The sequence below is a fragment of the Gordonia phosphorivorans genome (assembly GCF_042432625.1).
GTDB classification, from domain to species: domain Bacteria; phylum Actinomycetota; class Actinomycetes; order Mycobacteriales; family Mycobacteriaceae; genus Gordonia; species Gordonia phosphorivorans.
In genome coordinates, this window is sequence record NZ_JBHLWV010000013.1 from 1 (window position 1) to 25,123 (window position 25,123).

A 25,123-nucleotide genomic window follows, 5' to 3' on the forward strand; every position below is an offset into this window, starting at 1 on the left:
GCATCGCCACCAACCCCATCGCCACCGTGAGCCGCGTCGACGCGCCCAGCAACCGCACCCCCAGCACCACCGCCCCGCACACCAGTGAGAAGTTGGCCCCGGAGACCGCGGTCAGATGGGTCAGGCCGGCCGACGAGAAGTTGGTTCGCAAACCGTGGTCGAGCTCACCGGTGTCGCCGAGCACCAGTCCCGGCAGCAGCCCCGCCGCGCGCGGCGGCAACGCGCGCGCCGCCGACTCCCGCAGCCGGGCGCGGACCCGACCGGCCCACCGCTGCCACGCCGGCGCGGCCCCCACCACCCGTGGCTCGTCGACGGCGGTCAGCCGGGCCGCGACCAGGCGATCGGCGGGTCCTGGCGACGCCGGCCGAACCCGTACCCGCACCGAAAGACGCTCCCCGGGAACGGTTTCCGGCAGCTCGGACAGGCGCGCCAGCAGCACGGCGTCGACCTGCCGCAGCCGGCGTCCCTCGGCTGCGAGTATCTTCACCGGCAACCGGACGCCGCCGTTGCCGGCGAAGACCTGTCCGTCGCCGGTCACCTGCACCGTCACCCGAGGTTTGCCCTCCAGGGTGCGCACCGGCGACGACTCGACCAGGCCGATCCGGATCGCGCACACCACCCCCGCGGCGGCGGCCACCCCGCACACCCCGGCCACGGTGGCCGCCATCGCCGCCCGTCGGTGCCGCAACAGGATCCAGCCCACCGCCGCGGCGAGTATCCACCCCGCGGTGAACAGGAGCGTGGCGCCCAGCGGCAGCCACAACGCCAACGCGCACGTCACCCAGCACGCCGCCGCGGGGCCGGCCAGCCGCAGGTCCACGGCGCTCAGCCCACCGTCACCGCATCGCGCAGCTTGGCCAACCGTGCCGGGCCGATCCCGTCCACCTCGGCCAGCTGATCCACCGAAGTGAAGCCGCCGTGCTGCTCGCGCCAGGCGATGATCGCCTGGGCGGTCACCGGTCCGACGCCGGGCAGGGTGTCGAGCTGGGCGACGGTGGCGGTGTTGAGATCGACCTTGGCCGCGGCGACGGGTGCGCGGCCGCCGCGCGCCCCGTCGCCTGCCGCCCCGCCGCCTGTTGCCGGGCCGCCGCCCGAGGACACCACCGCGCTGCGGACCGAGGCGGCGCCGTGCTCGCGCGTGCCGACGAGGACCTGGTCGCCGTCGTGCAGGATCTGCGCCAGGTTCAGGCTGAGCACGTCGGCCTGCGCGCGCGTCCCGCCCGCCCGTTCCAGGGCCTGCGCCACCCGCGAGTTCGGCGCCAAGCGGACCAGCCCCGGCTTGTGCACCAGCCCCGCGACGCTGACCACGATCTCGGTGCCCGGCGACGTCGCCGACGGCGGCCCGTCCGGTGCCTGCCCGTCCGAGGGCTGCCCGTCCGCCGGTGGGCCGGGATCGCCGCCGGCCTCGGCGCTGGGCGTCGGCCCGGCCGAGGCAGGCAGGTCCACCAGCGGCGCCGCCGGTTCGGTACTGCGCACCAGCGTGAAGCCCGCGATCACGCAGGCGAGGACGCCGACGCCGATCAGTGCCAGGGCCGCGGGCGGGAGCATGGCCAGGCGTCGCCGCGGCGGCTCACCCCAGTCGTCCCCGAACCCGTCGGTCTCGGAACCGTCCGCACGGCGCTCGTCGCCGTAATCCTCGTCGCCGTAGTCCCCGTCGCCGTAATCCTCGTCGAACGGTTCGGGTTCCGGCTCGGCGTCGAGGACCTCATCCCACGCCTCAACGGTTCCGGCCCCGTCCCCGTCTGACCCCGACTCCCCGGACCCCGGCCGCCCGGACCAGGCGCGCCGACCGGCGGGTGTGTCCAACCAGCGGGGCATCTCGGTGGCGCCCCACTCATCGAGCGTCTGTGGCGGCGCGGAATCGTCCGGCCGACCACGCGGGAGGATGCGATCGAGCGGGTTGCTCGCGGTGCTGGAGGATCGCCTGGTCATACCGCGACGTTAAGCCGCCGCCGTGTCCTGGTTCGAGACTGTCGGCGCGCACCCTGTGGAGACCGACGAGTATCCACACGCCGCCGACGGCGGGGTTGCGGCCGGGCCGGGTCAGTCGAGCCGGGTCAGACCGCGGCCGACGGTGACGCCGACCGCGCCGCGACCGACGTGAATGCCGAGCACCGCACCCAGATCCACCACGATCGACGAGGTGACGTGGGGCAGACGATCGAGCACGCTCTGGTGCACCTGCACCGCCAGCTCGGGCGCGTGGCAGTGCTGAACGGCGAGGGTCACCTCGTCGTCGCCGACCGACTCGACGATGGTGTCGACCATCTTCTTCACGGCCTTGGTCATGGTGCGTTGGCGTTCGAGCAGGGCCAGCACGCCGTCGGACATCTGCAGGATCGGCTTGATCGACAGCGCCGACCCGAGCAGGTGACTGGCCGTGCTGATCCGACCGCTGTTGCGCAGGTTCTCCAGGGTCTGCACGCACATCAACGACTCGGCGGTGGCGGCGGCGCGCACGGCGGCCTCGTACACCCCGTCCCGGTCGGCGCCGGCCTCGGCCGCCTGTGCGGCCGCGAGCACGGTCAACCCCACCGACACTCCCGCGGCCCGCGAATCGACCACACGCAGCATGTCGCCCAGTTCTTCGGCGGCCAGCCGGGCCGCCGCCCAGGTGCCGGACAGCCTGCGGGACATGTGCACCGCGACCACTCCGTCGCCGTCGCTGCGCTCGATGGCCGCGCGGTAGACGTCGATCAGGTCCTGCGGGTTGGCCCCGGAGGTGGTGGCTCCCGGCGTGGAGATCACGTCGCTGGGGATGTCGTCGATGCCTTCGAGATACTCGACGCCGTCGGGCATGGTCACGTGCAGCGGGACCTGCACCACTCCATAGCGGTCGGCCAGTGACACGGGCAACCGCGACGACGAGTCGGTGACGACGATGACAGGCACCCCTACAACTTAGCCGGAGCGCTCAACCCCGCTCCCGCCGCCCGGCAGCTGCGCGGCCACCGCGGGCGCGACCAGCTCGGCGATCGCCTCGTGCGTGTGCAGACCCCAGTGGATGCCGTCGGGGTTCATGGTCTCCGGCGCGTCGGCGAAGTCGGCCGCGGTGATCGGATAGAAGTCGACGATCGGCAGATCGTGCCGGCGCGCCCACCGCTCGATGGCCGAACTGGTCGGCACCCGACCGGGGTGCGCGTGACCGTAGTAGGGACTGGCGTGCGTCGGCGGCAGCGCGACGATGATCGGCAGTTCCGGGCGCAGGTGCGCCAGGGAGGCGCGCACCTTCTCGTAGTAGTCGACGGTCACCGTCGGCGGCAACGCCATCGGCCAGCCGAGCGCCGACAGCCGCGGCTGCAGCCACCCGTACGCACCGCGCACCCGTTCCCGCAGGGCCGCCGGGCGCACGTATCGGATCTGCTCGCGGAACGCGGTCGGCAGCGGCGACGGCAGCGAATCCATGCCGCCGTAGGCGAGCACCACCACGTCGGCCTTGCCCAGGTTGGCCCAGATCCGCGGATCCTGCGTCACCGCCCACCAGATGTCGCGACTGGTCCAGCCGATGCGCGCGTGCAGTTCCACCGGCCGCCCGAGGGCGGCGCCGACCCGGTTGGGCCAGATCTGTTCGTCGTCGGCGGACAGGCCGCCCACCGGGCCGTAGAACGACAGCGAATCCGCCAGCACCAGGATCGATCCCGGTTCGGTGGGCGTGGTCTTCTCGGTCACTGCACTCCCGGGTCGGCGGGGTCGGTCTGATTCCACACGTCCAGCGCATTCCAGACGTCCAGGCGCCACGTCGGCGGCTCACCGGGCAGGCTGTGCCCGGACAACTGCACCCAACTGGTGTTGGCCAACCCGCCGAGCACCGGCCAGTTGGCCACCGGCAGGTCCAGCAGGCGGGCGGTCATCGCGGCGATCACGCCGCCGTGCGCCACCATCACCACCGGAGCCTCGGGATTGGCGCCCTGCCCCCAGTCGAGCAACGCGTCGACCAGTTCGGTCACCACCGGCACCGCTCGAGCGGCGACGTCCACGCGGCTCTCGCCGCCGGGCGGCGTCCAGGTGGCGTCGTCGCGCCAGATGCGGCGGGCGCCCGGCATGGCCGCATCCACCTCGTGGTGGGTCAACCCCTGCCAGTAGCCCAGGTGCGTCTCACGCAGGCGGGAGTCGGCGATCACCTCGAGGCCGGTCTCCGCGCCCAGCGCGAGCGCGGTGTCGTAGGCGCGCTTGAGATCCGAGGACAGGATCATCCGCGGAGACCGGGCCGCCAGCACCTTGGCCGCGCGTTCGGCCTGGGTCACCCCCACCGGCGACAGCTCGGTGTTCAGGTGCCCCTGCATCCGACGGCCGACGTTGTAGTCGGTCTGGCCGTGCCGGAACAGCACGAGGCGCCGCACGATCGGCGTGAGCCGCTCCACGCTGGTGTCGCCCTGATCGGGTTCGAAACTCATGCCTCGTCCGCGGCGGCCTCGAGCCCTTCGATCTCCACGATCGGGCCGTCGGCCCACAGCCGTTCGAGGCCGTAGAAGTCGCGTTCCTCACCGTGCTGGACGTGGATCACCACGTCGCCGTAGTCCAGGAGGGCCCATCGACCCTCCCGGGTGCCCTCGCGACGCAGCGGCTGATGCCCGGCCTCGCGGAGGCGGTCCTCGATCTCCTCGGTGATCGCGTTCACCTGACGTTCGTTGTCGGCGGAGGCGATCACGAACAGGTCGGTGATGACCAGCAGATCGGACACGTCGATCACCACGACGTTCTCGGCTTTGCGGGCGGCCGCGGCGTGCGCGGCGACGGTCGCCAGTGCGCGGGCGTCTTCGGTTGCGGTCACGGGGATTCCTTTCGATACAGGCCGTGCTTGCTGATGTACTGGACCACGCCGTCGGGCACCAGGTACCAGACCGGGCGACCCTGCCGAGCGCGAACGCGGCAATCGGTGGACGAGATCGCCAGGGCCGGGATCTCCATGGTCTGCAGTGCATCGGCGGGTTTGGTCGCCAGATAGTCGGCCAAGTGGGTGACGTCGAGGGCGTATCCCGGGCGTGAGACGCCGATGAAACTCGCCAGCTCGAACAATTCCTCCCAATTCTGCCAGGTCAGAATGGTCTCGAGCGCATCGGCTCCGGTGATGAAGAACAATTCGTCCCGCGGGTACTCGCGGCGCAGGTCACCGAGTGTGTCCACCGTGTACGTGACGCCGGACCGATCGATGTCGACGCGGCTGACGGTGAAGTCCGGGTTCGACGCGGTCGCGATCACCGTCATCAGATACCGGTGTTCGGCCGCGGACACGGTGCGGGCGACGACGCCGTCGGCCGTGCCCTCCTTCTGCCAGGGACGTCCGGTGGGGACGAAGATCACCTCGTCGAGCCCGAACTGGTGCGCCACTTCGCTGCCGGCCACCAAGTGCCCGTTGTGAATCGGATCGAAGGTGCCACCCATGATGCCGATTCGGCGCGGGGTGTACGGCACATCAGACATGGATGCAGAGCTTACGCGTGCGCTCGGGCGGCCTGCGTCCGGTGTCACACCGGCAGCAGGTTCGCGATCACCCGGCCGAGTTGCTCGGCGTTGCGGCACTCGTACATGTCGATCACCTCGCCGTACCGGCCGGCGATGGAGTCGCCGGTGTCCCAGTTCTCACGCCGTTCGGGATTGAGCCAGTACGCGTTGCGCACCCGTTCCCGCAGGACCGCAAGCGAATCGACGCTGGAGAGCGCGTAGTTGTTGCGCGCGTCCCCGAGGATCAGCAGCGCACCGCGATGGGTCAGCGAGTCGAGGTAGTTCTCGACGAAACCGCGGAGCATGTGCCCGTAGTCCGAATGACCGCCGCGGGTGCTGATGCGGGCCTCGCGCAGCATGGTGGTCATCCGCTCCCCGAACTGGTCGTCGGCGTTGGACCTGTCGAAGTAGTCGGTCACCTCGTCGACGGTGTCGACGAAGGCGAACACGCGCACGTTGGAGAACTGTTGGCGCAGTGCGTACACCAGCTGCAGCGTGAACGACGAGAAGCCGGACACCGAGCCGGAGACGTCGCAGATCACCACCAGTTCGGGTTTGCCCGGGCGCGGCTTGCGGTGCCGCAGTTCGATGGGCACTCCGCCGGTCGACATCGAAGCGCGCAGCGTGGACCGGATGTCGACCGCTCCCCTGTTGTTGCGCCGACGCCGGAACTCCAGCTTGGCCGCCAGCAGGCGCGCGATGGGATCAATGGTGCGCCGCAGCTTGGCCATGTCCTGCGGATTGGCGGAGAAGAAGTCGATCTGTTCGGGCAGCTTCGGCACCGCGTAGGCGGCCACCTCGTCGCGGCCGCGCAGCGCCGACATCCGGCGTTGCACCTCGGTCTCCACGGCCGCCCGCAGCTGCAGGGTGGCATCGCGGGCGGCGCGGCGGGTGAGGGCGTCGGTGCCTGCCCGTTCCCCGTCCTCGCGCGGCATGCCCGCCGCCATCGCGGCCGCGATGCGGGCGATCAGCGTCTGCGGCGAGATCGCCGACATCGCCTGATACACCGAGTAGCTTTCGCCGCGCGCCGAGTCGTACTGGCCCACCTCGTTGACGATGGCGGCCACCAGCTGATCGAACCGCCCGTCGGCGCGTGCCTCGTCGTCGGCCAGGATGTCGGCGGTCATCTCGCGCAGCGCCTCCACGTCGACCTCGCCGTCCGCGGTCCGCGGCACCGCCAACGCGCCCGCCCGCGCGGTGTGGCCCAGCGGGAACCACAGCTCGAAGCACAGGTCGAACGTGTCCCGGTGCAGGTGATCGGACAGCAGAGTCGCCGCCAATCCCTCGCGCAGGCTGTTGCGATCGAGCAGGTCCAGGACTTCCATCGCCTGGCCGGCGTCGATCAGATTCGACGGACCGACGACGATGCCCCGCGCGCGCAGATCCTCGACGAAACCGGTGAGGGTGTCGACGAGTTCCTGCGCGGCGCCAGGCTGCGGCCGCGGCGGGCGGGAGTCGGTCACCGCTAGTCCAGTTTCAGCTCGCGCACGGCGGTGAGGACGTCGGCGCGGTGTTTGAGCACCACGCCGAGGGTGCGCTTGAGCAGCGAGTCCGACACCCGGCCGTCGTGTTCCTCCGCCGTTCCGGTGACCATCGCCAGCAGCGTGTTGCCCCAGTCGATGGTCTCGGCCACCGACGGCTTCTTGCGGATGTCCAGCCCGCGCAGCACACCCACGATGCGCACCACCTCGGCAGCCAGGTTCTCCGGCAGGTTCGGCACACGGGAGGCGAGGATCTCGCGTTCGAGATCTGCGTCGGGGAAGTCGATGTAGAGGTACAGGCAGCGCCGCTTGAGCGCTTCGGACAGTTCCCGGTTGGCGTTGGACGTCAGCAGCACGATGGGCCGACGCTGTGCCACGACCGTCCCCATCTCCGGAATGGTGATCGCGAAGTCGGAGAGGATCTCCAGCAGGAGACCTTCCATGTCGACGTCGGCCTTGTCGATCTCGTCGATCAGCAGCACGGTCGGCGTCTCGCGCGAGATCGCGGTGAGCAGCGGTCGGGCCAGCAGGAACTCTTCGGAGAAGATGTCGTCCTTGGTGGCATCCCAGTCGCGCTGCCCGGCGGCCTGGATCGCGAGGATCTGCTTGGCGTGATTCCACTCGTACAGCGCGCGGGCCTCGTCGATGCCCTCGTAGCACTGCAGCCGGACCAGGTCGGCGCCGGTGGCGCCGGCGATGGCGCGGGCCAGTTCGGTCTTGCCGACGCCGGCCGGCCCCTCCACCAGCAGCGGCTTGCCGAGGCGGTCGGCCAGGTAGGCGGCGGTCGCGGTGGCTTCGTCGGCGAGATAGCCGGTGGTCTTGAGCTTGGCCACCACGTCGGCGGTGCTCTCGAAGCTCGGCACGATGGTGTCGGCGGCGCTCATGCCGGACGCACCTGTCCGTCGCCCCAGACGATCCACTTGGACGAGGTCAGTTCGGGCAGACCCATCGGTCCGCGGGCGTGCAGCTTCTGCGTGGAGATGCCGATCTCGGCGCCGAAGCCGAACTGCTCGCCGTCGGTGAACGCGGTGGAGGCGTTGACCATCACCGCGGCCGCATCCACGCGGGCGGTGAAGTCGCGGGCCGCCGACGACTCGCCGGTGATGATGGCCTCGGTGTGGCCGGTGCCGTAGGTCTCGATGTGGTCGACGGCGGCGTCGAGGTCGTCGACCACCTTCAGCGCGACGTCCAGCGACAGGTACTCGGCGTGCCAATCGGCCTCGGTGGCCGGCTCCATGCCGGGCTCCTCACCGTGCACGGTGACCCCCTGCCCCTGCAGCGCGGTCACGATCGGCGCCAGCGCGACGTCGGCGATGGCCCGGTCGATCAGCACCGTTTCGACGGTGTTGCACACGCTGGGGCGTCGGGTCTTGGCGTTGAGGATGACGTTCAACGCGGTGTCCAGGTCGGCCGCGGAATGAACGTAGATGTGGCAGTTGCCCGAGCCGGTCTCGATGGTGGGCACGGTGGCGTTCTCCACGACGGTGGAGATCAGGCCGGCCCCGCCCCGGGGGATCACCACGTCCACCAGGCCGCGCGCCTGGATCAGCGCGGTGACGCTGGCGCGGTCTTCGCTGGGCAGCAGGGCGACGGCGTCCGGATTGATCCCGTGGTCCACAAGCACCCCGCGCAAGACCTCGACCAGCGCCTTGTTGGAGCTCGCGGCCGACGACGAGCCGCGCAGCAGCACGGCGTTGCCCGCCTTGAACGAGATGCCGAAACCGTCGACGGTCACGTTGGGGCGCGCCTCGTACACGAAGCCGACCACGCCGAGCGGGACGCGCACCTGCCGCAGTTCCAGACCGTTGGGCAGGGTCTTGCCCTGCACCACCACCCCGACCGGGTCGGGCAGCGCGGCCACCTGGCGGAGGCCGTCGGTGATGCCCGCGATCCGCTCGGGCGTCAGCCGCAGGCGGTCGACGAGGGCGGCCTCGGTGCCGTTCGCCTCGGCGCGGGCCACGTCCTCGGCGTTGGCGGCCAGCAGTTCCTCGGCCGCGGCGTCCAATGCGGCGGCGGCCGCGAGGAGCACCTCGTTCTTGGTGGCGGTGGTCAGGGTGGTCAGCCCGCGGGCTGCCTTCTTCGCGGCCTGGGCCTGCGCGCGGACCACCTCGTCGACGGTCTGCGCGTCGCGGGTTTCGGGGGTGCTCACACTCATGCCGTCCAGGTTAGACGCCGTCGGCGAGTGGCCGTCGTCGGCCATGAAGCCCCCGCGGTCAGTCGACGACGAGAGTCCCCGGCACGGCCGTCCGCCGGGCGATCGCGGCGGCCGCGATCGTGCTGCGCGCACCCAGCATGTCGTTGCGCGGGGAACCACCCCCGGCCAGGGCATTCGTGACAAAATGGGGCGATGAAGAAGATCGGCAAGTGGCTCACCTGGTCCGGGCTCGTCATCGCCATCGTCGCGGTGGCCGTCGGCATCGTCCTGGCGGTCATCGGCTTCGGTAAGTTGGCCGACGTCGTCAACGACTCGTTCCGCATCACCGGCCCCACCGAGTACGTGGCCGAGGCCGACTCGAAGCTGGTCCTCTACTCCGCCAGCACCGGCATCCTCACTCCGGACTGCGCCGCCACCGGTCCCGCTCCCGTCGAGCGCGGCACGGTGTCCGGCGACATGACCTTCGACTTCAACGGCGACTCGGTGACCTCGTTCGGCTCGCTCCGGTTCCCGCAGGCCGGCACCTACACCATCGACTGTGATTCCGTGGTGGTCGCCGGACCGGAACTGCCGGTCGGCGGCATCCTCACCGGTGCGGGCGGCGTGCTCCTGGCGGTCTTCGGCGGCGGCCTGGGCGGGCTCCTGCTGGTGATCGGGGTGATCCTGTGGGCCGTGGGCGCCAATCGCGCCAAGACCCCACCGCCCGCCGCCTGGCAGCCCGGCCCGCAGTATCCGATCAGCGGCTACCCCGGCCAGCAGGCCCCCGGCCAGCCGTACCCGGGTCAGCCGTACCCCGGTCAGCCGTACTCGGGTCAGCCCGACTATCAGCCCGGCGGACCCGAGGACTACCGGCCCTCGACCCCCGACGATCCGAACCGCCCCTAGCGGCACTCGTCGAGAGCCGTCGCCAGCACCCGGCGCGACCCCGCGTCCACCGGGAGTCGGTAGGCGGCCGAGACCGTGACGAAGCCGATCGCGTACTGACACCAGAAGCCGCGGAGCTCGGGCATCCACCGCGCCGGTTCCAGGTCCGACTTGGCCTGGTTGCTCGGTCCGTCGACGGCGAGCAGGTTCGCGGGATCGTTGGCGAAGGCCACCCGACGCGACGGCGGCCAGGCCCACGCGCCCATGTCCCACGCGTACGCCAGCGGCACCAGGTGATCGATCTGCACCCGCGCCGACCCGGCGCCCCGCGCGAACACGATCTCGCGACCGCTGTACGGACTGCGCAGCCGACCCGCCGCCACGGCCGCCGGGCATCCCGACGTCGGAAGAGACTTGGTCACCGCCAGGTCCCTCCGCAGGATGTCGTTGCGCGTATCGCAGCCGTTGCCCGCTTCCCCGACCCCGCCGTGATCGGTCCACGCGGCGCCGAACGCGGTCCGCAGATAGGCCGCCTGCGGCGTCAGCCTGCCCCCGACCACGTCGAGCGCGGCCAGTTCCGTACGCGCCCGCGCCACCCGCTCGGCCGGCACCTGTGGCGCTTGGGGTGCAGACGGCAGGCCGAGTCCGACGGCCACCAGCACCGCGGTGACGGCGAAACCCACCAGCGCCGTCCAGTGCCGGCCGGTGAGCGGGATGCGACCGTCCCGACGGCGGTGCCGCGCGGTCGCGATGCGTACGGCGATGTCCCGGTGCAGTGCGTGCATTGATGAGCCCCGACCTTTAGACGCGGCCGGCGCCGATCCGGTTCCCGCGCCACGCGGCGCCCGCCCGGGGTCAGGACTTCTCGAGATACCCCAACTTGGAGGGCAGCAGGATGGCGTCGACGAGCGCCGCCAGCGCGGGATGGTCGGCCAGGGGCAGGTCGGCCGACACGATCTCGGTGGCCACCTCCCGCGCATCGGCGATCACCTCGGCGTCGTCGAGCAGCGACAGGAAGTGCAGCGACGAGTTGCCGCCGGACTGCGCCGATCCCAGCACATCGCCTTCGCGCCTCGCCTCCAGGTCGATGCGCGCCAACTCGAAACCGTCGTTGGACCCGGCCACCGCCTCGAGGCGGTCATAGGCCTTGGTGCCGGGTGCGAAGGTGGTCATCAGCAGGCACAGCCCGGCGTGCCGACCACGCCCGACACGACCGCGCAGCTGGTGCAGCTGACTCACCCCGAAACGCTCGGCGTTCACGATCGCCATCATCGTCGCGTTGGGCACGTCCACACCGACCTCGATGACCGTGGTGGAGACGAGAACGTCCAGTTCCCCGCGGGTGAACCGGTCCATCACCTCGTTCTTCTCGTCGCCGGGCATGCGGCCGTGGAGGTAGTCGATGGACCGGTGCGCTAGCGGACCGGATTCGGCCAGCGCCTGCCACTGGTCGAGCACCGAGACCGGCGGGACCCCGCCCTTGTCGTCGACCTTGGACTTCTCATCGCCGATACGGGTGCAGACCACGTACACCTGGCGCCCCTGGTCCACTTCCTCCGCGGCCCGCTCCCACACCCGGTCGACCCACTTGGCGTTGCCCATCGGGACCACGGTGCTCGCGATCGGCTGACGCCCACGGGGCAACTCGGTCAGGGTGGAGGTCTCCAGATCGCCGAACGTGGTCATCGCGACCGTCCGCGGAATCGGCGTCGCGGTCATCACCAGGAAGTGCGGACGGTTGATCCGCCCCTTCTCGCGCAGGACGTCCCGCTGCTCGACGCCGAAGCGGTGCTGTTCGTCGACCACCACCAGGCCCAGATCGAAGAAGTCGACCTTGTCTTCCAACAGGGCGTGCGTGCCGATGACGATGCCGGCCTGCCCGGTCATGATGTCCAGCAGATTCTGTTTGCGCTCGGCCGTCTTCTGCGAACCGGTGAGCAGCGCCACCTGGGTGGCACCGTCGGCCGCGCCCAGCTGGCCGCCGCGGGCCAGGTCGCCCAGCATGGTCAGCACGGTGCGATAGTGCTGCGCCGCAAGAACTTCCGTCGGCGCCAGAATCGCGCACTGATGACCGTTGTCCACCACCCGCAGCATCACCAGCAGCGAGACGAGTGTCTTACCCGAGCCCACCTCACCCTGCAGGAGGCGGTTCATCGGGTGCGCGGCGCCGATGTCGGCCGCGATCTCGTCGACCACCGTGCGCTGCCCGGCGGTCAGCTCGAAGGGCAGCCGCTGCAGCAGCTGATCCTCCAACCCGCCCGGCACGTGCGGGCACGCGTGGGCCGATTCGGTGCCCGCCGCGATCCGCCGCTGCGCCAGCGTGGTCTGCATGGCGAGCGCCTCGTCGAACTTGAGCCGCCGCGCGGCGGCGTCCACGTCGTGCTGGGAGTCGGGCAGGTGGATGAGGCGAAGCGCCTCATCGCTGGTCATCAGACCCCGCTCGGCGCGCTGCTGCTCGGTGAGCGCGTCGGGGGTGGGCCCGAGGTCGGCGAGGACCCGCCGCACCGCGCGCCAGATCTCCCAGGTCTGGATCTTCTTGGTCGCCGGATACATCGGCACCAGGTCGCGAGCGAACGAGTCCATGTCCTCCGCGGTGGCGACCCGGTCCGGATCCTGCTCTGCCTGGTCGGTGTACATGTCCGTCAGCAGGGTGGTGCCGATGGCATCCTCGTGCGCCAGGTCGGGCAGGATCAGCCACTCCGGATGGGACAGCTGGATCTGGTCGCGGAAGTACTTCACCGTGCCCGCCAGACCCATGTGGGTACCCGGTAACAGCTTGCGCTTCATCCACTTGGCGTTGAAGAAGCTGACCTCGTAGTCGCGCCGCCCGTCGTTGACCACCACCTTGAGGAAGCTGCCGGGCTTGCGCTTCATCGGGATCGTCTCGGTGCGCTTCACGTGGCCCATCACGTTGATCCACGTACCAGGCTCCGGGCGTTCGGTGTCGCTGTTGCGGCCCCGCACCAGGTACCGCCGGGGCGCATAGCGCAACAGCTCGCCGACGGTCACCAACTCCAGATCGGCGAGCTTGGCCACCGACTCGGGCGCCAGTGCCGTCGCCGACAGTTCGGTGGTCAGCGTCAACGACCCGCGATGGTCGGACATGGCGCTACTCCACGCCGATCTGGAGCAGCTGGCTGGACTGCCCGCCCTGGTAGAGCGCCAGCTCGATGCCGGGATACTCCCGCCGCAGGTGGTGCCCGATGTCCTCGCGCACCTGGTCGCTCAGTTCCGCGCCCGCCAGGATCGTCACCATCTCGCCGCCGGTGGCCAGCATGAGGTCGATCAAGGCGGTGGCCGCCTCGGCCTGATTCTTGGCGATCACCAACACGTCCGAACCGATCAGCCCGAGGGTGTCGCCGATCTCGCAGGTGCCGGCCAGGGTCATGATCTTGCTGTTGGACCGACGCAGTGACCCCCAGCGGGTGGCGGCGGCCGCCTCCGCCATGGCGAACGCATCCACGTCCGGTGACTCCCCCGGATCGTGCACGGCCAGGGCCGACAGGCACTGCACCATGGACAGCGTCGGCAGGAAGACCAGCGAGCGCAGGGCCGAGCGGGCCTTGGCGCCCACCGACACCAGGTCGGCCGAGGCGATCATGCCGTTGCCCATCACGATGGTGTGCGCACTGTCGGCGGACCGGATCGCCTCGGCGACCGTCGCCGGATGCACGCCGTGGTCGGTGCGCACCACCGCGGCCCCCGCCGCGGTGAACAACTCCTGCGCACCGTCGCCCTGCGCCAAGACCAACACCGCGCGCTTGTTCCGCGGCGGCGGCTCGTTGGCGCCCGGCCGACTGCGGTGCTCGTCGAGCAGGAAGCAGCTGATGCGGATGTCGCGCACGTGCCCCACCCGCAGACCCGCTTCGATGGCCTCGCCCGGCTCATCGGTATGCACGTGCACGGAGAACTGCTCGGAGGCGGTCGAGCTGTCGCCGACGATCACCACTGAATCGCCCAGCTCGCCCAGCTCGGTCCGCAGTGCGCCGATCCGCGTCCCGTCGGCGGCGGTGAGCAGGTACATCACCTCGAAGTCGGTATCGCCCGAGCCGGCGCATTCGTCGTCGCCGTGGCCGGTGTCGGCCATCGAACCGCGGTAGGCGCGCCGCCGGTTCGCCACGCCGGCGACCACCAGCACCATCGCGTCGAGCATCACCAGGAAGCCGCGGGCGCCGGCGTCGACCACGCCGGCGTTGGACAGCTCGATCATCTGCTCGGTGGTCTCTTCCAAAGCGACCGCGCATTCGTCGGCCACCGCGCGCACCAGATCCGCGGGCGAGGCGGAGACCTCGGCGGCGGCCACATCGGCGGCCACCCGCAGGAGCGTGAGGACGGTCCCCTCCCGCGGCATGCTGACCGCGCGCCGCGCCGACAGCGCCGCCAGTCGCAGCCCGTTCTTGACCAACCGGTTGAAGCTGGGGTCCTCTTCGGCTGCGGCCAGATCGGCCGCATCCGCCAGACCCATCAGAATCTGCGACAGGATGATGCCGGAGTTGCCGCGTGCGTTGGCCACCCCGCCGTCGGCCAGTGTCCGGGTCACGGTGCTCAGGTCGGCGTCGGCGCTGACCGAGTCCAACGCGCCGGCCGCACCGGCCATGGTGAAGGCCATGTTGCTGCCGGTGTCGGCGTCCGGGATCGGAAAGACGTTGAGGTCGTTGATCTCCGAGCGCTGCTCGTCCAAACCCTTGGCACAGGCATACGCCCAGTCCCGAATCAGCGCGGGATTGACCGGCACCGCATCCCCGATCCGTCGCACTCCCCGACCCCTTCCTCGACGCTCCAGCACCGACGCCACTTCGCGGCCGTCGTTGGCCTCCGAGATTACGGCGCGGGGGCCGCCGCCCGCATCCGAGGCGTCGCGATTTGTCACCGGGACAGTCCGACGGTTAATCTTGTCGGGTTGCTTGTCGCCGCAGCTCCTCGCTGCGCCTGCGACAGGTGAGTACCACTGACATTTTCAACCAAGGGAGTTCGACATGGCTGCCGTTTGTGACATTTGCGGCAAGGGCCCCGGCTTCGGCAAGTCGGTCTCGCACTCGCACCGCCGTACCAACCGTCGCTGGAATCCGAACATCCAGTCGGTTCGCGTTGCGCTTGCTTCCGGTAACAAGACGCGCAAGAACGTCTGCACCTCGTGCCTGAAGGCCGGCAAGACCGCTTCGGCGTAACAGCCCGCTAGAACGACAACGACCGCCGCTCGGCTCGCTCCGAGCGGCGTTTCGCTGTCTTCGGGGTCCGGAGGTCGCCGCCGCGGGCGGGAGCCGGAGACCGCGCGAAGGCGGCGACGACCACCGCCTAGAGTGACAGCCATGAGCGATGATCTGACCACTCTCCACGACGACGGGGTCCTCGAGATCCCCATCTCCCTCGAATCCGCGGGCAACTCCCTCGACGGCGATTCCATCCGGAACGGCACCGACGCCCTGCACGAGGTGATGCGCGGCCACCGCAAGGCCCGGGCGGTACTGCTCGTCGGCAAGGGCAAGAACTTCTGCGCGGGCGGCAACGTCGCCCACTTCGGCGGCGCCGACGACCGCCGCCAGTTCCTGCGCGGCCTCGCTCACGACCTCAACACCTTCACCGACGCGCTGTACGCCACCCAGCTGCCGACCGCGGCCGCCGTCAGCGGCTGGGCCGCCGGCGCGGGCATGAGCCTGGCCCTGCACGCCGATTTCGCGGTCGGCGAGCCCGGCACCCGGTTGCGTCCGGCCTACCCCGGTATCGGACTGTCCCCCGACGGCGGCATGTCCTGGCTGCTGCCGCGCATCGTCGGCCTGGGCCGGGCCCGCACCATCCTGATGCGCGACGAGGTGCTGAACGCGCAGACCGCCCTCGACCTGGCGCTGCTCAGCGAGCTCGTCGACGCCGACCAGGTGTACACGCGCGCCCGCGAGATCGCCGCCGACCTCGCGAACGGACCGACCGGCGCCTACGCCGCGATCCGCCGACTGCTGATGACCACCTACTCGAACACCCTGTCCGAGCACGTCATCGCCGAAGCCGACGCCATCGCCGATCTGTCGATCACCGGCGAAGGCGTGGAGGGCGTGAACGCCTTCCTGGCCAAGCGCGCCCCCGACTTCCCCAGCGCCCGCAACTGAGCCGGCCGGCCCTCCGCGGCATCTCGACCCGAGGTGCCGCGGAGACCGCTATGAAATTCTCAAACAACACCGCACGCCGGTCGAGCCGCACTTTCTGAAGCCGAGCGGCCACTCAGCGCCGTCGAGTCGTACCGGGGTGAATCGGGATGAATCCGAGAGTCACGATCCCGAAGGACTCAGGTCCATCCTAGGCACATATCGCCGTAGCACATATGTACGAATGAACGAATTCCGGCCCGCAACTTTGGAGGATTCGGCAGGAACCGCCGCTCAGGGCAGGCGCCAATCGATGGGATCGGCACCGAGGTCCAACAGTTCCTCGTTGACCCGGCTGAACGGGCGCGAGCCGAAGAATCCCCGCGAGGCCGACAACGGCGACGGATGCGGGGAGGTGACCACCGGAACGTCGGGCAGCCACTGCTCGGCCTGCCGCGCGTCGTTGCCCCAGAGAATCGCGGCGAGCGGCTCGTCCCGGGCGGCGAGGGCACGGATCGCGCACTCGGTGACCGTCTCCCATCCCTTGCCGCGGTGCGATCCCGCTTCGCCCGGCTGCACCGTCAGCACGCGGTTGAGCAGCAGCACGCCCTCGCTCGCCCACGGCGACAGATCCCCGTTCGTCGGCGGCGGATAGCCGAGATCGTCGCAGTACTCCTTGAAGATGTTGGTCAGCGACCGCGGAAGCGGTGTCAGTTCCGGCTCGACCGAGAAGCTCAAACCCACCGCGTGTCCCGGCGACGGATACGGATCCTGCCCGACGATGAGCACCCGCACATCGTCGAACGGCTGCAAGAACGCGCGCAGCACGTTCTTGCCCGCCGGAAAGTAGCCGCGCCCGGCGGCGATCTCCGCACGGAGGAACTGCCCCATCTCGGCGATGAGTTCTTCGACCGGGGCCAGCGCGCGCGCCCATCCCGGATCGATCAGGTCGGCCAGCGGCGTCGCCATCAGTCGAGCCTGCGCAGTTCGCGCGCGTAGTACTGGGCGTTCTGGAAGTACAACTCGACGTTGGCGATCAGGTGCCCCTCGGGCACCTCCACGCCCTCGCGCACCTTGGCCGGCACGCCGACCGCCATCGAACGCGGCCCGACCTCGGTGTTGTAGGGCACCACCGCGCCCGCACCGACGACGCTGCCCGCACCGATCACCGAACCGTTGAGCACCACCGAGCCGGAGGCGATCAAGCAGTCGTCGCCGATCACCGCGCCCTCGATGTGCGCGTTGTGGCCCACCACGCAACCGGCGCCGATCACCGTCGGGTCCTTGAACGTGCAGTGGATGACCGTGCCGTCCTGAATGTTGGTGCGCGGACCGATCTCGATCGTGCCGTAATCGCCGCGCAGCACGGCGCCGGGCCACACCGAGACACCGTCGCCGAGCGTCACATCGCCGATCACCGTCGCGTCCGGATGCACGTAGACGTCTTTGCCGAGTCGGGGTTCTCGCTCACCGAGCGCGTACACAGCCATGGGTCGATCTAACCATCGACCCGACATCCGGTCGCCGACACCGACCAGCGCGGCTCCGGCGCCGCTCAGTTGTCGCCGAAATCCAAAGGCGCCGCGGGCAATTGCGCCATGAGACCGGAAATGTCGGTGAGCGGACCGTTGCCCGCGGCCTTCGGCACCCACACGGCCACGTAGGGGCGGCGGTCGACCAGGACGTAGGCCTGTCCCCGCTCCTCGTCGGTGTCGGTGATGAACCACTGCGTCGGGTTGATCACCTGCAGCGCACTGGTGGGCGCCAGCGCCTCCGGACGGGCCACACCGCACTTGAACACCAGCGGATCGCCGTCCTCACCGTCGACCGAGGACGTCCAGCGGACGGTGTCGCCGTCGATCTCGCGCCCACCGAAGTCCCCGAACGACTCGGGCAGCTTCTGGATCAGCGGACCGCAGGCGGCCGCGTCCTGCTCCACGGTGGCATAGGAATCGACCGGGGTGCTCACCTGCTCGTTGTTCTTGAACACCGCGAACACGATGAACACCGCGATCACCATGGCCGGAATCGCGACCAGGGTCGCGATCAGCGCCGGGCTCAACCCCGCGCCCTCGGGCTGCCGAGGCGACGGGGCGTCGGGCGCCGTTTCGACGTCGTCGCGCGGTTCCTCAGCGGGCGTGGAGTCCTTCTCGGTCATGACACAAGCCTATCGAGGCGTAAGGTCGGCGCCGTGCAGACGGTAGGCGAGGTGGGTGAACGGGCGATGATCGCCCTGTTCACCGCGGCGGCGGCGGAACGCAGTGACAACGCCGACGACGTGGTGATCGGTTCCGGCGACGACGCGGCCGTGCTGGCCGCCGGCGGTCCGGTGGTGGTCAGCACCGACACCGCGGTGGCCGGGCGGCACTTCCGGTTCGACTGGTCGGCCCCCGAGCAGATCGGCGCGCGGGCCGTGGTGCAGAGCGCCGCCGACATCGCCGCGATGGGCGGTGCGCTCACCGGACTGGTGGTGTCGATCGGCTGCCCGCCGGCGACCCCGGTCGATCGCGTCCTCGCCCTGAACGAGGGCATGGTCCGACAGACGCATCGCCTCGGCGGTCGCGTCCTCGGCGGCGACCTGGTGTCGGCCCCGGTGGTCGTGCTGACCGTCACCTCGCTCGGTTCGCTGGCCGACCTCGCCCCGGTCACGCTGTCCGGCGCACGCGCGGGCGACGTCCTGGCGGTGAGCGGTCCGCTCGGCGGCGCGGCCGCGGGACTGGCGGTGCTGTCGGCCATCGAGCACGGGGCCGACCCCGGTCTGGCGCACCGCTTCTCCGCGCTGGTCGACCGATATCGACTGCCCCAGCCCGACCTGACGCAGGGACCGATCGCGGCTCGGGCCGGCGCTCACGCGATGACCGACGTCTCCGACGGGCTCGTCGAGGAGATCACGACGATGGCGGGCGCCTCCGGCTTGGCCGTCGACGTGGACTCGGCGGCGGTGCCGCGCCCGGACGGGTTGGACGCGCTGGCAGCAGAACTGGGGGTGGACCCGGTCCGCTGGGCGCTCTCCGGCGGAGAAGACCACGAACTGCTGGCCACCTTCGCCCCCGGCGACGTCCCGCCGGGCTGGACCGTCATCGGCGCCGTCGGCGACGCGGGCGGCGGCCCCACCGTCGACGCGCAGCCGGTGGGCGATCTGCACGGCTGGCAGTCGTTCAGCGAGACCTGAACCGACGGGTCACTGCTGGGCGCCGTAGACCTCGGGTTTGGTGGTGCGACCGAGCAGCATGCCCACCATGTCGGCGACCGCCAAGTCTTGGTGGCAGACCTGGTAGACCGCCTCGGTGAGCGGCATCTCCACGCCGTGCTCGCGGGCCAGCGCCCGCACCGAACGGCACGACTTGACGCCCTCGGCGACCTGTCCGTTGGTGGCCGCCTGCGCCTCCTCCAGGGAGGCGCCCTCGCCGAGGCGCGCACCGAAGGTCCGGTTCCGCGACAGCGGGGACGAGCAGGTCGCGACGAGGTCGCCGATACCGGCCAGGCCGGCCAGCGTGGTGATGTCCGCGCCGAGAGCGGTACCCAGCCGGATGGTCTCGGCCAGCCCGCGGGTGATCAGGGTGGCCAGGGTGTTCTCGCCGAAGCCCATGCCGGCGGCCATCCCGCAGGCCAGCGCGATCACGTTCTTGGCGGCGCCGCCGATCTCGGTGCCGACCACATCGGTGTTGGTGTACGGGCGGAAGTACGGCGCGGCGAAGGCCTGCTGAATGCGTTGTGCGACAGCCTCATCGGTACAGGCGATCACGGTGGCGGCGGGCTGCTCCTCGGCGATCTCCCGGGCCAGATTGGGCCCGGACAGCACCGCGATCTGGCTGTCGTCGAACCCGGTGACCTCCTTGATCAGCTGGCTCATCCGGTCGCCGGTGCTGATCTCGACGCCCTTGGCCAGGGACAGCAGGATCGCGTCGTCGGGCAGATGCTCGCGCCACTGCGTCAGGTTCTCCCGCAACGACTGCGAGGGCACCGCGCAGACCACGAGTTCCCGCCCGGCGAGGGCTTCGGGAATCGAGGAGACCGCGGTCAGCGCGTCCGGAAGTCGGATGCCTGCCAGGTAGTCGCGGTTCTCGTGTTCGGTGTTGATCTGTTCGGCGAGTTCCGGGCGGCGCGCCCACATCGTCACCTCGTTGCCCGCGTCCACCAGAATCTTCGCGACAGCCGTGCCCCACGACCCCGAACCCATGACTACCGCGCGCACCGCACCACTCCTCGTCCGAACCACTGATAGACCACCCACCCTAGTGGCTCGCGGCGTCGTGGAATTCCGATCGCGGCAATCGTTCGACGCCCCGCCCCGCTGAGCGCGCCGCACACGCACCGTGCACCATGGACGTCATGTCCGATGCGGTCGCGGTGGTGCTGGCACTCAAGGCACTGCGCGATGCCAAGAGTCGGCTCGGCGAGGAGTATCGCGTCGACGATCGGCGGGAGAAGCTCGTCGCCGCAATGTTCACCGACACCGTCGACGCGGTGGTCGGCGCCGGGTATCGCGACGTGGTGGTGGTCAGTCCGGACCCGCAGGTACTCGGCCTGGCCCGCGACTTGGGCTGCCGCCCGGTGGCCGAGCCCGACGGCGGCGAGGGCCTCAACGCCGCACTCGCGCACGGCGCACGCGGCGCCCCCGGCGGTGTGGTCTACCTGCAGGCCGACCTGCCCGCGCTGCGGCCCGCCTCGTTCGCCGACGCGCTGACCGCGGCCGACGCCCATCGCGTCGCCTTCGTCGCCGACCGACACGGCACCGGCACCTCGCTGCTGGCCGTCGCCGCCGGTGTGCGTTTCGTCCCGGCTTTCGGCCCGGAATCGGCCGCGGCGCACCGCGGCGCGGGCGCGGTGGAACTGGACCCGACGCACGCCCGCTGGGCGGACCTGCGTTGCGACGTCGACACCCCCGACGATCTGCGCGCGGCGGCGGCGCTCGGCCTGGGTGCGCGCACGGATGCGGCGTTGCTCGTCACGCATTCGGACGCCGCGCGCAATCGCGACGGATAGGGAAGAATAGCCCCGTGACTGCCACGGACGAGACCACCGAACCCTCGAACGCCGCGCTTCCCGCTGCGCTTCCGGCCGAGACCGTCGACCCCGACGAGTCCGCGGATCTCCCGCCCGCGCGCTACTTCAATCGCGAGTTGAGCTGGCTCGACTTCAACTCCCGTGTGCTGGCACTCGCCGAGGACCCCTCGCTCCCCCTCCTCGAGCGCGCCAAGTTCCTGGCCATCTTCTCGTCCAATCTGGACGAGTTCTTCATGGTTCGGGTGGCGGGTCTGAAGCGTCGCGACGAAACCGGCCTGTCGGTCCGGTCGGCCGACGGGCGATCGCCGCGCGAGCAGCTGCAGTTGATCGCCGCCCGCACCCAGAAGATCGCCGACCGGCACGCCCGCGTCTTCCTGGACTCGGTGCTCCCGGCGCTCGCAGAGGCCAACGTGCACATCGCCGACTGGGACGACCTGTCGATGCTGCAGCAGACACGTCTGACCGAGTATTTCCAGAACGAGCTGTTCCCGGTACTGACTCCCCTCGCGGTGGACCCGGCACACCCGTTCCCCTACATCAGCGGCCTGTCTCTGAACCTCGCGGTGACCGTTCGCGACGTGGGTGAGGGCGGCGAGCACTTCGCCCGCGTCAAGGTCCCCAACAACATCAATCGCTTCATCCGCGTCGACCATCTGATTCCCGGCGACACCCCGGCCGGCCCGGACGGGCACCAGCCGGCCGTCTTCCTGCCGTTGGAGAAGCTGATCGGGGCCAACCTGGAGTTCCTGTTCCCGGGCATGCAGGTGGTGGAGCAGCACGTCTTCCGTATCACCCGCAATGCCGACTTCGAGGTGGACGAGGACCGGGACGAGGATCTGCTGCAGGCCCTCGAACGCGAACTGGCGCGTCGTCGTTTCGGGTCACCGGTGCGCCTCGAGGTGGGCGACGACATGAGCGAGCACATGCTCGAGCTGCTGCTGCGCGAGCTCGACGTGAACCCCGCCGATGTGATCGGGGTGCCGGGGCTGCTCGACCTCACCGCGTTGTTCGAGGTCTACGCCGTGGACCGACCCGCACTCAAGGAACGCCCCTTCGTCCCGAAGACCCACCCGGCGTTCGGCGAACGCGAGACGCCCAAGAGCATCTTCACGACGCTGCAGGAAGGCGACGTGCTGGTGCATCACCCGTACGACAGCTTCTCCACCAGCGTGCAGCGGTTCATCGAGCAGGCGGCCGCCGATCCCCAGGTGCTGGCCATCAAGCAGACGCTGTATCGCACCTCCGGCGACTCCCCGATCGTCGATGCCCTGATCGACGCGGCCGCGGCGGGCAAGCAGGTCGTCGCCCTGGTGGAGCTGAAGGCGCGTTTCGACGAACACGCCAACATCCGGTGGGCGCGCAAGCTGGAGCAGGCGGGCGTCCACGTGGTGTACGGCCTCGTCGGACTCAAGACGCACTGCAAGACCTGCCTGGTGGTGCGGCGCGAGGGCGCGGCCATCCGCCGCTACTGCCACATCGGCACCGGCAACTACAACCCCAAGACCGCCCGGCTGTACGAGGACGTGGGCCTGTTCACCGCGGCCCCGGAGATCGGCGCGGACCTCACCGACCTGTTCAACACCCTGACCGGGTACTCCCGGAAGAAGGAGTACCGGAACCTGCTGGTGGCCCCGCACGGCATTCGCACCGGCATCATCGAACGGATTCACGGTGAGGTGGCCGCGCTGCGCGCCGGCAACACCGCCGCTCGCATCCAGCTCAAGGCCAATGCCCTGGTCGACGAACAGGTGATCGACGCGCTGTACCGCGCCTCCCAGGCCGGTGTGCCGGTGGACATCTTCGTCCGCGGCATCTGTGCGCTCCGCCCGGGCGTCCCCGGCCTCAGCGAGAACATCACCGTCCGCTCGATCCTCGGCCAGTTCTTGGAGCATTCGCGCATCCTGGTCTTCGGTGCCGCCGACGAGTACTGGATCGGCAGCGCCGACATGATGCACCGCAACCTGGACCGGCGCGTGGAGGTGATGGTGCAGGTGCGCGAGCGTCGACTGACGGCCGATCTGCAGAAGATCTTCGACTCCGCGTTCGACCCGCGCACGCGCTGCTGGGAACTGCAGCCCGACGGCGCGTGGACCGCCTCCCCCGCCGCGGGCGAGAAGGTCCGCGACCATCAGCGCCAGATGGGGCTGCGCACCCGCGCCTACTCCGAGTCCGGATCGGGCGCATGACCCCGACGCCGCGGACGCAGTGGGCCGCCGGCGGCGTGCTGTGGCGCACCTCGTCACGCGACGGTGTGGAAGTGGCGGTGGTGCACCGGCCGAGGTACGACGACTGGTCGCTGCCCAAGGGCAAGACGCACAACGGCGAGCTGTTGATCGCGACGGCCGCGCGCGAGACGGTGGAGGAGACCGGCTACGACGGCCGGGTGGGGCGGCATCTCGGCACCGTCGAGTACACGCTGAAACCCGGCGTCGAGAAGAAGGTCGCCTACTGGTCGATCGCCGCCGGCGGCGGCCGGTTCGTCGCCAATCACGAGACCGACGACGTGCAATGGCTACCGGTGGACGGTGCCGCGCGCACGGTGTCCTACGACGCCGACCGTGCGATCCTGGCCGCCTTCAGCGCCTACCCGGCCGACGAGCTGCACCAGCTGGTGGTGGTCCGTCATGCCACCGCCGGTCGCCGCTCGCGCTCGAGCAAGGATCATGCGCGTGCACTGGACGACAACGGTGCGGAGCAGGCCCGAGCCCTGGTGGGGCTGCTCGGCCTGTTCGGACCCGCGCACCTGCACGCCGCCGATCGTCGCCGCTGCGTGCAGACCTTGGAGCCGCTGTCGCGGGAATTGCGCTCCGACATCGTGATCGAGCCGACGCTGACCGAGGAGGCCTGCGCCGCGGACCCCGACGCCTCCTATGCGCGGCTGCGCGAGCTCGCCGCGCCGACCGCCGGGGTGCGCGTGCTCTGCAGTCAGGGCAAGGCGATCGGTCCGCTGCTCAAGCGCTGGGCCCAGGAAGCGGGCGTCACGCTGCCCTCGACCCGGACGCGCAAGGGCGCGACGTGGATGCTGACGCTGCGGGGCGACACCCTGGTGCAGGCCGATTACCTGCCGAGCCCGTTCGGCGAGCAGGACCGCCGCTGACTGATCGGCGCTGACTGATTCCGCGCCGACTAGTGCCCCGCCGACTACTTTCCGGCGGCCTTCTTGGCCGGCGCCTTCTTCGCGGGAGCCTTCTTGGCAGCCGTGGTCTTGGCAGCGGTGGTTGTCTTCTTGGCGGGCGCCTTCTTGGCCGTGGTCCCCGCGGTCTTGGTCGCCGTGGCCTTGGTCGCCGGCGCCTTCTTCGCGGCGGCAGTCTTCGGGGCGGCTGTGGACTTCTTTGCCGCAGCCGTCTTCTTCGCCGGGGTCGCCTTCGTCGCTGGGGTGGACTTCGTTGCCGCAGTGGCTTTCTTGGCCGTGGTCTTCTTCGCGGCAGTCGTCTTCGCCGCAGTGGACGTCTTCGCCGCGGACGTCTTTGCCGCAGTGGTCTTCTTCGCGGCGGTGGTCTTCTTCGCGGCGGTAGTTTTCTTGGTCGCGGTCTTCTTTGCCGCAGTGGTCTTCTTCGCTGCAGTAGTCTTTTTCGCCGCAGTGGCCTTATCCGCCCCAGCAGCCTTTGTTCCAGCGGCCTTTGTTCCAGTGGGCTTCTTGGCCGGCGCCTTCTCCTCGATGGCCGGCGCGGTCCGTTTGACCGCGGGTTCGCCCGCCTTCAGACGCTTACGGCCTGCGATGATCTCCTTGAACTGGGCACCCGGACGGAAGGCCGGGATGTTGGTGGCGCGGACCTTGACGGTCTCACCGGTCCGCGGGTTGCGCGCCACTCGCGGTGCGCGGCGCCGCTTTTCGAAGACGCCGAAGCCCGTGATGGTGACGCTCTCCCCCTTGCTCACGGCGCGGACGATGGTGTCGATGACGGCTTCTACCGCCTCGGTGGCGGTCTTGCGATCTGCATCGAGGCGCTTGGTCAGCTCTTCGATGAGTTGGGCCTTATTCATGCGTTCCTCCGCGCGTTGTTTTCGCTAGCCGGACCGGCTGATCCTCACGGTAAACGCACTCACGGACCGTCGTGGCCGCATAAGAAGAATTCCTTACCACCCGAATCCGGTTC

25 protein-coding genes are annotated in these 25,123 nt (G+C 70.1%); 7 read left to right on the forward strand and 18 right to left on the reverse strand.

From position 1 onward, the window contains the following. From ACFFJD_RS04625 to ACFFJD_RS04670, 10 genes are all read right to left on the reverse strand, one after another. Positions 1 to 820 (reverse strand): ComEC/Rec2 family competence protein (locus ACFFJD_RS04625; RefSeq protein ID WP_382361636.1); only part of this gene is annotated, 820 nt, incomplete at its 3' end. Between the two features lie 5 nt (positions 821 to 825). Next, positions 826 to 1,932, reverse strand: coding sequence for a ComEA family DNA-binding protein (locus tag ACFFJD_RS04630; protein WP_382361639.1), 1,107 nt, complete (start codon positions 1,930 to 1,932; stop codon positions 826 to 828). Positions 1,933 to 2,043: 111 nt separating this feature from the next. Next, positions 2,044 to 2,892, reverse strand: coding sequence for a DegV family protein (locus ACFFJD_RS04635; protein ID WP_382361642.1), 849 nt, complete (start codon positions 2,890 to 2,892; stop codon positions 2,044 to 2,046). Between the two features lie 9 nt (positions 2,893 to 2,901). Then, positions 2,902 to 3,669, reverse strand: a complete 768-nt coding sequence (octT, locus tag ACFFJD_RS04640) for a diglucosylglycerate octanoyltransferase (RefSeq protein WP_382361645.1) — start codon at positions 3,667 to 3,669, stop codon at positions 2,902 to 2,904. Next, on the reverse strand, positions 3,666 to 4,394 hold the full coding sequence (locus tag ACFFJD_RS04645; RefSeq protein ID WP_382361648.1) for a histidine phosphatase family protein: 729 nt from the start codon (positions 4,392 to 4,394) through the stop codon (positions 3,666 to 3,668). Before ACFFJD_RS04645 ends, octT begins: the two co-directional genes overlap by 4 nt. Further along, positions 4,391 to 4,771, reverse strand: a complete 381-nt coding sequence (rsfS, locus tag ACFFJD_RS04650) for a ribosome silencing factor (RefSeq protein WP_382361651.1) — start codon at positions 4,769 to 4,771, stop codon at positions 4,391 to 4,393. Before rsfS ends, ACFFJD_RS04645 begins: the two co-directional genes overlap by 4 nt. Next, complete coding sequence (gene nadD, locus ACFFJD_RS04655; RefSeq protein ID WP_382361654.1) at positions 4,768 to 5,421, reverse strand: nicotinate-nucleotide adenylyltransferase; 654 nt, start codon at positions 5,419 to 5,421, stop codon at positions 4,768 to 4,770. Before nadD ends, rsfS begins: the two co-directional genes overlap by 4 nt. A gap of 44 nt (positions 5,422 to 5,465) precedes the next feature. Next, positions 5,466 to 6,905 (reverse strand): VWA domain-containing protein, encoded by a 1,440-nt coding sequence (locus ACFFJD_RS04660; protein WP_382361657.1) that lies wholly within the window; start codon positions 6,903 to 6,905, stop codon positions 5,466 to 5,468. 2 nt (positions 6,906 to 6,907) lie between these two features. Next, complete coding sequence (locus ACFFJD_RS04665; RefSeq protein ID WP_382361660.1) at positions 6,908 to 7,807, reverse strand: AAA family ATPase; 900 nt, start codon at positions 7,805 to 7,807, stop codon at positions 6,908 to 6,910. Further along, positions 7,804 to 9,078, reverse strand: coding sequence for a glutamate-5-semialdehyde dehydrogenase (locus ACFFJD_RS04670; RefSeq protein ID WP_382361663.1), 1,275 nt, complete (start codon positions 9,076 to 9,078; stop codon positions 7,804 to 7,806). Before ACFFJD_RS04670 ends, ACFFJD_RS04665 begins: the two co-directional genes overlap by 4 nt. Before the next feature lie 192 nt (positions 9,079 to 9,270). Here ACFFJD_RS04670 and ACFFJD_RS04675 point away from each other — a divergent pair, with 192 nt between their 5' ends. Then, a complete protein-coding gene (locus ACFFJD_RS04675; protein ID WP_382361665.1) occupies positions 9,271 to 9,963 on the forward strand; it encodes a hypothetical protein in 693 nt (230 codons plus the stop codon). On the opposite strand, the gene ACFFJD_RS04680 is transcribed toward ACFFJD_RS04675, so the two are convergent. The 3 genes from ACFFJD_RS04680 to ACFFJD_RS04690 all read right to left on the reverse strand — a co-directional run bounded on the left by ACFFJD_RS04680 (position 9,960) and on the right by ACFFJD_RS04690 (position 14,698). Then, positions 9,960 to 10,727: an HNH endonuclease family protein gene (locus ACFFJD_RS04680; protein WP_382361667.1), complete on the reverse strand. Its 768-nt coding sequence runs from the start codon at positions 10,725 to 10,727 to the stop codon at positions 9,960 to 9,962. The genes ACFFJD_RS04675 and ACFFJD_RS04680 overlap by 4 nt on opposite strands. A 70-nt stretch (positions 10,728 to 10,797) precedes the next feature. Continuing rightward, the gene (recG, locus tag ACFFJD_RS04685) at positions 10,798 to 13,047 is read right to left on the reverse strand and encodes an ATP-dependent DNA helicase RecG (RefSeq protein ID WP_382361669.1); all 2,250 of its coding nucleotides are present in this window, start codon (positions 13,045 to 13,047) and stop codon (positions 10,798 to 10,800) included. Between the two features lie 4 nt (positions 13,048 to 13,051). Continuing rightward, positions 13,052 to 14,698 (reverse strand): fatty acid kinase ATP-binding subunit FakA, encoded by a 1,647-nt coding sequence (locus tag ACFFJD_RS04690; protein ID WP_382361975.1) that lies wholly within the window; start codon positions 14,696 to 14,698, stop codon positions 13,052 to 13,054. Between the two features lie 220 nt (positions 14,699 to 14,918). Between ACFFJD_RS04690 and rpmB the strand changes: the two genes are divergently transcribed. After that, complete coding sequence (rpmB, locus tag ACFFJD_RS04695) at positions 14,919 to 15,110, forward strand: 50S ribosomal protein L28 (RefSeq protein WP_382361672.1); 192 nt, start codon at positions 14,919 to 14,921, stop codon at positions 15,108 to 15,110. Positions 15,111 to 15,251: 141 nt separating this feature from the next. After that, complete coding sequence (locus ACFFJD_RS04700; RefSeq protein ID WP_382361675.1) at positions 15,252 to 16,043, forward strand: enoyl-CoA hydratase/isomerase family protein; 792 nt, start codon at positions 15,252 to 15,254, stop codon at positions 16,041 to 16,043. Between the two features lie 270 nt (positions 16,044 to 16,313). On the opposite strand, the gene ACFFJD_RS04705 is transcribed toward ACFFJD_RS04700, so the two are convergent. The 3 genes from ACFFJD_RS04705 to ACFFJD_RS04715 all read right to left on the reverse strand — a co-directional run bounded on the left by ACFFJD_RS04705 (position 16,314) and on the right by ACFFJD_RS04715 (position 18,177). Beyond that, a complete protein-coding gene (locus tag ACFFJD_RS04705; protein WP_382361678.1) occupies positions 16,314 to 16,988 on the reverse strand; it encodes a uracil-DNA glycosylase in 675 nt (224 codons plus the stop codon). Next, on the reverse strand, positions 16,988 to 17,509 hold the full coding sequence (locus ACFFJD_RS04710; protein ID WP_382361681.1) for a gamma carbonic anhydrase family protein: 522 nt from the start codon (positions 17,507 to 17,509) through the stop codon (positions 16,988 to 16,990). Before ACFFJD_RS04710 ends, ACFFJD_RS04705 begins: the two co-directional genes overlap by 1 nt. 65 nt (positions 17,510 to 17,574) lie before the next feature. Further along, positions 17,575 to 18,177, reverse strand: coding sequence for a DUF3515 domain-containing protein (locus ACFFJD_RS04715; RefSeq protein ID WP_382361684.1), 603 nt, complete (start codon positions 18,175 to 18,177; stop codon positions 17,575 to 17,577). 33 nt (positions 18,178 to 18,210) lie between these two features. Between ACFFJD_RS04715 and ACFFJD_RS04720 the strand changes: the two genes are divergently transcribed. Then, positions 18,211 to 19,191, forward strand: coding sequence for a thiamine-phosphate kinase (locus ACFFJD_RS04720; protein WP_382361687.1), 981 nt, complete (start codon positions 18,211 to 18,213; stop codon positions 19,189 to 19,191). A gap of 9 nt (positions 19,192 to 19,200) precedes the next feature. Here the strand turns inward: ACFFJD_RS04720 and ACFFJD_RS04725 are convergent, their stop codons facing one another. After that, positions 19,201 to 20,214 carry an NAD(P)H-dependent glycerol-3-phosphate dehydrogenase gene (locus ACFFJD_RS04725; RefSeq protein ID WP_382361690.1) on the reverse strand — a complete coding sequence of 338 codons (1,014 nt, stop codon included), beginning with the start codon at positions 20,212 to 20,214 and terminating at the stop codon, positions 19,201 to 19,203. A 137-nt stretch (positions 20,215 to 20,351) separates the two neighbouring features. Between ACFFJD_RS04725 and cofC the strand changes: the two genes are divergently transcribed. Genes cofC through ACFFJD_RS04740 form a run of 3 tightly spaced genes read left to right on the forward strand, consistent with a single transcriptional unit; the run spans position 20,352 to position 24,123 of the window. Further along, positions 20,352 to 21,005 carry a 2-phospho-L-lactate guanylyltransferase gene (cofC, locus tag ACFFJD_RS04730; RefSeq protein ID WP_382361693.1) on the forward strand — a complete coding sequence of 218 codons (654 nt, stop codon included), beginning with the start codon at positions 20,352 to 20,354 and terminating at the stop codon, positions 21,003 to 21,005. 14 nt (positions 21,006 to 21,019) lie between these two features. Further along, positions 21,020 to 23,212 carry an RNA degradosome polyphosphate kinase gene (locus tag ACFFJD_RS04735; RefSeq protein WP_382361696.1) on the forward strand — a complete coding sequence of 731 codons (2,193 nt, stop codon included), beginning with the start codon at positions 21,020 to 21,022 and terminating at the stop codon, positions 23,210 to 23,212. Next, entirely contained in the window at positions 23,209 to 24,123 is a 915-nt protein-coding gene (locus ACFFJD_RS04740) for an NUDIX hydrolase (RefSeq protein ID WP_382361699.1), read from the forward strand. The genes ACFFJD_RS04735 and ACFFJD_RS04740 overlap by 4 nt, the downstream gene beginning before the upstream one ends. A gap of 44 nt (positions 24,124 to 24,167) precedes the next feature. Here ACFFJD_RS04740 and ACFFJD_RS04745 read toward each other — a convergent pair whose 3' ends face one another. Beyond that, positions 24,168 to 25,010, reverse strand: a complete 843-nt coding sequence (locus ACFFJD_RS04745) for an HU family DNA-binding protein (RefSeq protein WP_382361702.1) — start codon at positions 25,008 to 25,010, stop codon at positions 24,168 to 24,170. Positions 25,011 to 25,123: the final 113 nt, after the last annotated feature.

Excerpts from the sequence above, each read along its gene's own strand:
- ACFFJD_RS04705 (WP_382361678.1), bottom strand. The coding sequence starts at position 16,988 with ATGGCGACGCCGCTGGCCGACCTGATCGATCCGGGATGGGCGCGCGCG.
- rpmB (WP_382361672.1), top strand. The coding sequence starts at position 14,919 with ATGGCTGCCGTTTGTGACATTTGCGGCAAGGGCCCCGGCTTCGGCAAG.
- ACFFJD_RS04675 (WP_382361665.1), top strand. The coding sequence starts at position 9,271 with ATGAAGAAGATCGGCAAGTGGCTCACCTGGTCCGGGCTCGTCATCGCC.
- ACFFJD_RS04715 (WP_382361684.1), bottom strand. The coding sequence starts at position 18,177 with ATGACCGAGAAGGACTCCACGCCCGCTGAGGAACCGCGCGACGACGTC.
- ACFFJD_RS04740 (WP_382361699.1), top strand. The coding sequence starts at position 23,209 with ATGACCCCGACGCCGCGGACGCAGTGGGCCGCCGGCGGCGTGCTGTGG.
- ACFFJD_RS04680 (WP_382361667.1), bottom strand. The coding sequence starts at position 10,727 with ATGCACGCACTGCACCGGGACATCGCCGTACGCATCGCGACCGCGCGG.
- ACFFJD_RS04700 (WP_382361675.1), top strand. The coding sequence starts at position 15,252 with ATGAGCGATGATCTGACCACTCTCCACGACGACGGGGTCCTCGAGATC.
- ACFFJD_RS04745 (WP_382361702.1), bottom strand. The coding sequence starts at position 25,010 with ATGAATAAGGCCCAACTCATCGAAGAGCTGACCAAGCGCCTCGATGCA.
- ACFFJD_RS04670 (WP_382361663.1), bottom strand. The coding sequence starts at position 9,078 with ATGAGTGTGAGCACCCCCGAAACCCGCGACGCGCAGACCGTCGACGAG.
- ACFFJD_RS04645 (WP_382361648.1), bottom strand. The coding sequence starts at position 4,394 with ATGAGTTTCGAACCCGATCAGGGCGACACCAGCGTGGAGCGGCTCACG.
- cofC (WP_382361693.1), top strand. The coding sequence starts at position 20,352 with ATGTCCGATGCGGTCGCGGTGGTGCTGGCACTCAAGGCACTGCGCGAT.
- nadD (WP_382361654.1), bottom strand. The coding sequence starts at position 5,421 with ATGTCTGATGTGCCGTACACCCCGCGCCGAATCGGCATCATGGGTGGC.
- ACFFJD_RS04630 (WP_382361639.1), bottom strand. The coding sequence starts at position 1,932 with ATGACCAGGCGATCCTCCAGCACCGCGAGCAACCCGCTCGATCGCATC.
- ACFFJD_RS04665 (WP_382361660.1), bottom strand. The coding sequence starts at position 7,807 with ATGAGCGCCGCCGACACCATCGTGCCGAGCTTCGAGAGCACCGCCGAC.
- recG (WP_382361669.1), bottom strand. The coding sequence starts at position 13,047 with ATGTCCGACCATCGCGGGTCGTTGACGCTGACCACCGAACTGTCGGCG.
- ACFFJD_RS04710 (WP_382361681.1), bottom strand. The coding sequence starts at position 17,509 with ATGGCTGTGTACGCGCTCGGTGAGCGAGAACCCCGACTCGGCAAAGAC.